This window comes from Mycobacterium sp., assembly GCF_049673265.1.
Classification (GTDB): Bacteria; Actinomycetota; Actinomycetes; order Mycobacteriales; family Mycobacteriaceae; genus Mycobacterium.
This window is the reverse complement of sequence record NZ_JBATXN010000668.1, coordinates 1-5280: the sequence shown is the minus strand read 5'-3', so window position 1 is coordinate 5280 and position 5280 is coordinate 1. Positions and strand designations below refer to the sequence as shown.

Genomic DNA, 5280 nt, shown 5'->3' with positions numbered 1-5280 from the left:
CAGGCGCTGCGTGACCAGGCGCACCACCGCCAGGGGCGTCGCCGGGTGCAGCGCCGCCTGGGTGCACCGGTGCCCCGGGCCCACCGGGTAGGGGTGCGCCGGGCGCAGGTCCTCCGGGCGCTCGTCCCGGCAGCCGTGGCATTGGGTGCGGCGCAGGTAGCCGCTGCGGGCCCTGCGGCATTGCGCCGCTCTGAACTGGCAGCGCATTGATCACCGGACGGATATACAACCGTGCGGTCTGCCCCAGGTTGCGCGCCTCGCTGCTGTCTTTGCCTGGAACGGTGATGACCAGGTTGTCGCCGTCGACAATGACTTCAGAACCCGAGACGCCCAGACCGTTGACGCGGTCGCTGATGATCTGCTGCGCCTGAGACAGCGCCTGCCGGGTCGGCCGCGAACCATCCGGGGTCCGCGCGGTCAACGTGACCCTGGTGCCGCCCTGCAGGTCGATGCCGAGCTTCGGGGCGGTCCGCTTGTCTCCGGTGAAGAACACCAGCAGGTAGACGCCGATCAGCAGCACCAGGAATACCGACAGGTAGCGGGCAGGGTGCACCGGCGCCGATGGCGATGCCACGTGTTGACTCTCCTCCGCTCATGGGCGATCCGCTCCCGCGGGTCGCGCGTCGATCAATTCGACTGCACCCGCAAAGGGTACGTGGCGGGCCTTAGTCCTTGGGCAGTCGCTCCGGGTCGTCGGCGAAATCGTCGGCTTCGGTGGCCTCGGTGACGTCGATTTCTGCGATCTCCGGCTCGATGCGATCCCTGACCGCGAGCTTCATCCAGGTGGTGACCACGCCGGGTGAGATCTCGAGGTCCACGTTGTCGTCAGTGATGTGCCGGATAGTTCCCTGCAGCCCGGAGGTGGTGTGCACCCGGTCGCCGACCCGCAGCGACTCGTGCAGGTCGATGGTGGCTTGCATCGCGCGCTTCTGCCGCCGAGAGGCGAAAAACATGAACGCGCCCAACACGATGAGCAGCGGTAAAAAGACAACCATTTGGTTCATGACGGCAACGATCTTTCCTGTTCGTCTGGGATTCGGTCACCAGTCTGCCACTAGGTCGTCTGAGGTCGACCGGCCACGCATCTTGACGCGCGGGTAGCAGCGTGGGAGAACAGGCGATGTGGTTCGTATTGTCGACTCGGACCAGCACCTGTATGAGAGCGGTTCGCTGTGGGCCGACTTGATCGACCCGGCCGCGCGCGATGACGCGCTGAGCCTGGTCGAAGACGAGCTCGGCTACACCTGGCTGAGCTGGCGCGGCGGTCACCTTGCCCTGGCCGACGTCCATCTTCCCGGTGACACGGCGTCGTGCGGGGAGCACCGCAAGCGCCAACGGGCCGGTGAACCGGCGTCCTATCGCTACGCCGAGGCGTTACCCGCGGCGTATTTCTCGCCCGCGTCTCGCGTGCAATGGCTGGACGAAGCCGGTCTTGATGAGGCGGTGGTGTTTCCCAATTACGGTCTGCTGTGGGAACGCCGCCTGGCGTCGTCGCTGGCCGCGCTGACCGCCAATATGACGGCGTGGAACCGCTGGTGTGCGGAGGTGCAGGCCGACGGTCGGGGCCGATTGCATCCGGTCGCCCACCTCACGCTGCGCGACCCGGATTGGCTTGAGGCGCAACTGGATACGCTTGCGGCTTCCGGTGTCGCGCTGGCCATGATCGGCGCCGGACCGGTGGACGGCCGCGCGCTGTCACACCCCGGACATGACCGGATGTGGTCCGCGTTTGTCGACCACGCGATTACCCCGGTTTTTCACGTCGCCGATCAGGTGCGGGTGTTCGACGATTGTTGGTATCCAGACGAGCCGGCCGACGATCTGGTACCCGCGACAGAAGCGGTGTTTCTGTGGGTGCCGCCGGCGTTGGCGTTGACGGACCTGATTTTGCACGGCGTGTTCGATCGTCATCCCCGGCTGCGCTTCGGCGTCGTCGAGCTCAGCTCGTCGTGGGTGCCGCAGTTTCTGCTGTTGCTGGACGGCGCCGCCGACTTCACCACCCAACTGAACGGCAAACCGGTGGCGAAGCTGGCCCGCCGACCGAGCCAGTATTTCCTTGACCACGTGCGCGTCTCGTCGTTCTCTTACGAGGATCCCAAGCGGTTGACCGAGGCGACCGGCGATGTGTTCATGTTCTGCAGCGACTACCCGCACTCCGAGGGCAGCGCGACGCCGCTCGACGACTACCGCCGGATGGGCTGCGAGGAGCCGCAGATGCCCGGCCTCTTCCACACCAACGTCGACGCGCTGCTTCATCATTGAGCGATGGACCTCAGCGAGGCGTTACGCACCACCGGGGCAGTGCGCGACTTCACCGACCAACCCGTCGACGACGCGGTGCTGGCCCGCGTGCTCGAGACCGCCCGGTTCGCGCCCAGCGGCGCCAACGCGCAGGCGTGGCGGGTCGTCGTGATCAAAGACGCCGACCGGCGACGCCGGCTGCGGGATCTGTACCTGGAAGGCTCGCGGGACTATATGGCGTTAAGCGCCGCCGGCTTGCGGCCGTGGGCGCCGACGAATGACCGCGACGCCGAAGCGCGTGCACTTGCCGCCCAAAACCCCGCGGCGCCAGGCGGTTTCGCTGAGCGATTCGACGAAGCGCCGGCGTTGCTCGCCGTATTCGCCGACCTGGCGATGCTAGCGGCGGTGGACCGCGACGCTGACCGCTACACCTTCGCCGGCGGCGCCTCGATCTACCCGTTCGCGTGGAGCATCCTGTTGGCCGCTCATGACGAGGGACTGGGCGGTGTCATCACCACGATTGCGATCCGCGAGGAGGAGCAGGTGAAGGCTTTGCTCGGGGCACCCGACCCGCTGGCCCTAGCCGCGGTGATTGCTTTGGGGTATCCGGTGCGCCGGCCTCGTCGACTTCGCCGCGCGCCGGTCGCCTCGTTTGCTTCCGTCGATTCGATCGACGGCCCCGTTTTTGGCCCGCCCTGACGTATCCTGTACGGGAGGCTGACACATGAGGAAGTCTGTTCGCCTCCTAGCACCAGTCGCCGCGATCGCGTTGATGCCGATGGGGGCCATGACGATGCCGAGCGCAAGTTCGGCACCATGTGACGACGGCCAATTCTGGAGCCCGCCTTCGAATGCATGCCAGCCGCTGCCATGTCCTTCCGGTGCATATTTCGATCCGAATGCCGGTGTGTGCCCGTGCAACATCGGGTGGCGTCGCAATGCGCAGTTGAATATCTGCCAGGTGCCGTCCATATACGGTCCGATCTTGGGTCGCTAACGGTACGGTCGGCCAATGAGGAAGTTCGTTGGCCGGCTGGCACCGGTTGCGGCTATGGCATTGCTGCCGATGGCAGTTGTGACGATCGCGACGCCGGCGGTCAGCTCGGCGCAATGCGACCCCGGCCAATATTGGGAGCCGTTCAGCAAGGCCTGCTTGCCGCTGGGAGTCGGGCCGACACCGCTTAATTGCGACCCCGGCCAGTGGTGGGATCCGAGTGGCAACGTCTGCCGGCCGTTGGGGCAGGGGCCGACACCGCTGGGCTGCGATCCCGGCCAGTACTGGGACCCGACGACCAATGTGTGCCGGCCGCTCGGCGAAGGGCCGCCCGCCGGATAACTTTGGGTCGTGGCGGGGGCTTTACGCCCGATAGGCTGCTGACGTGTCTGCTGTCGAACAGAGTCGCCACCTCGCCACCGAAATCCCCGGTCCGGCATCGCAGGCGCTGACTAAGCGCCGAGCCGCGGCGATCTCGCACGGCGTCGGCAACACCATGCCGGTCTTCGCGGCCCGCGCTGCCGGTGGGATTGTCGAGGACGTCGACGGCAACCGGTTCATCGACTTGGGTTCGGGCATCGCGGTAACCACGATCGGCAATTCCGCACCCCGCGTCGTGGACGCGGTAGGCGCCCAGGTCGCCGAGTTCACCCACACCTGCTTCATGGTGACGCCTTACGAGCAGTACGTCGCCGTCGCAGAACACCTCAACCGGCTCACCCCCGGCTCCGGCGAAAAGCGTTCGGTGCTCTTCAATTCCGGCGCCGAGGCGGTGGAGAACGCCGTCAAGATCGCCCGCTCATACACCCGCAAACAGGCGGTGGTGGCGTTCGACCACGCCTACCACGGCCGCACCAACATGACCATGGCGCTGACCGCCAAGTCGATGCCGTACAAGAGCGGCTTCGGGCCGTTCGCGCCGGAGATCTATCGGGCGCCGCTGTCGTATCCGTTCCGCGACGGACGGATTGATAAGGAACTGGCCACCGACGGCGAGCTGGCCGCGCAGCGCGCGATCGACGTCATCGCCAAACAGGTCGGCGCCGAGAACCTGGCCGCCGTCGTCATCGAGCCCATCCAGGGCGAAGGCGGCTTCATCGTCCCGGCAGAGGGATTCCTGCCCGCGCTGCTGGACTGGTGCCGCAAGAACGACGTGGTCTTCGTCGCCGACGAGGTGCAGACCGGGATCGCGCGAACCGGGGCGTGGTTCGCCTGCGAGCACGAAGGCATCGAACCCGACCTGATCTGCATCGCCAAGGGCATCGCCGACGGGCTGCCGCTGTCGGCGGTCACCGGCCGCGCCGAGATCATGGACGCCCCACACTCCAGCGGCGTCGGCGGCACATTCGGCGGCAACCCGCTTGCCTGCGCGGCCGCGCTGGCCACCATCGAGACCATCGAGGCCGACGGGCTGCTTGACCGGGCCCGACAGATCGAACGGCTGATGAAGGACCGGCTGCTTGCACTGCAAGCCGCCGACGATCGGATCGGCGACGTGCGTGGCCGCGGCGCGATGATCGCCGTCGAGTTCGTCAAACGCGACACCGCCGAGCCGGACGCCGCGCTGACCAACGCGTTGGCCAACGGGGCCATCGCCGACGGTGTCATCGTGTTGACGGCGGGCACCTTCGGCAACGTCGTGCGGTTCCTGCCGCCGCTGACTATCAGCGACGATTTGCTCAGCGAGGGGCTGGACGTGGTGGCCGGGCTGCTCCGCGAGCTGTAAGGATGCGGCGATGTGCCCGCCTCTCAGCGACAACTGACGGTTTGGTGGCGGGCTTTGTCGCGTAAGGCCAGCACGCGGGTATGGATTCGGTGCTCGGTGCCGCGCGGCATCCAACCGGGGCCATACCGACCCCGTCCCAGCCGGCGCACTCGGCCGTAGCCCATCTCCCATCGCAACGCATCCGAGATCGACTTCGACGCCCGCCCGCACACAGCAAACCGGTGCCACGCGAGAGCGTCCATCAGCTGGGGAATGGTCGCCGGGCCGTGGAGGAACAATTCCATTGTCAGTGCGTAGCGGAGCTCAACCCCGCGGAGCT

The 5280-nt window shown here is 66.9% G+C and carries 6 protein-coding genes and 1 pseudogene; 4 read left to right on the top strand and 3 right to left on the bottom strand.

What is annotated here, in order from left to right; translation table 11 throughout:
- Positions 1-574 (bottom strand): annotated as a pseudogene (locus WBF82_RS22705) (protein translocase subunit SecD); the annotation flags it as partial.
- Between the two features lie 91 nt (positions 575-665).
- Positions 666-1004 carry a preprotein translocase subunit YajC gene (gene yajC, locus WBF82_RS22700; RefSeq protein ID WP_424385181.1) on the bottom strand — a complete coding sequence of 113 codons (339 nt, stop codon included), beginning with the start codon at positions 1002-1004 and terminating at the stop codon, positions 666-668.
- Positions 1005-1122: 118 nt separating this feature from the next.
- On the opposite strand from yajC, the gene WBF82_RS22695 reads away from it, so the two are divergent.
- The 4 genes from WBF82_RS22695 (at position 1123) to gabT (ending at position 4961) form a co-directional block, all read left to right on the top strand.
- On the top strand, positions 1123-2262 hold the full coding sequence (locus WBF82_RS22695; protein WP_424385180.1) for an amidohydrolase family protein: 1140 nt from the start codon (positions 1123-1125) through the stop codon (positions 2260-2262).
- 3 nt (positions 2263-2265) lie between these two features.
- The gene (locus WBF82_RS22690) at positions 2266-2940 is read left to right on the top strand and encodes a nitroreductase family protein (protein WP_424385179.1); all 675 of its coding nucleotides are present in this window, start codon (positions 2266-2268) and stop codon (positions 2938-2940) included.
- 313 nt (positions 2941-3253) lie between these two features.
- The gene (locus tag WBF82_RS22685) at positions 3254-3577 is read left to right on the top strand and encodes a hypothetical protein (protein ID WP_424385178.1); all 324 of its coding nucleotides are present in this window, start codon (positions 3254-3256) and stop codon (positions 3575-3577) included.
- Between the two features lie 43 nt (positions 3578-3620).
- Complete coding sequence (gene gabT / locus WBF82_RS22680; protein WP_424385177.1) at positions 3621-4961, top strand: 4-aminobutyrate--2-oxoglutarate transaminase; 1341 nt, start codon at positions 3621-3623, stop codon at positions 4959-4961.
- A gap of 23 nt (positions 4962-4984) precedes the next feature.
- Here the strand turns inward: gabT and WBF82_RS22675 are convergent.
- Positions 4985-5280, bottom strand: a 296-nt coding sequence (locus WBF82_RS22675; RefSeq protein WP_424385176.1) for a hypothetical protein, incomplete at its 5' end; no start/stop codon positions are given.

Bases quoted from the DNA above. Each gene is read 5' to 3' on its own strand.
- yajC (WP_424385181.1), bottom strand. From the start codon at position 1,004: ATGAACCAAATGGTTGTCTTTTTACCGCTGCTCATCGTGTTGGGCGCG.
- WBF82_RS22690 (WP_424385179.1), top strand. From the start codon at position 2,266: ATGGACCTCAGCGAGGCGTTACGCACCACCGGGGCAGTGCGCGACTTC.
- WBF82_RS22685 (WP_424385178.1), top strand. From the start codon at position 3,254: ATGAGGAAGTTCGTTGGCCGGCTGGCACCGGTTGCGGCTATGGCATTG.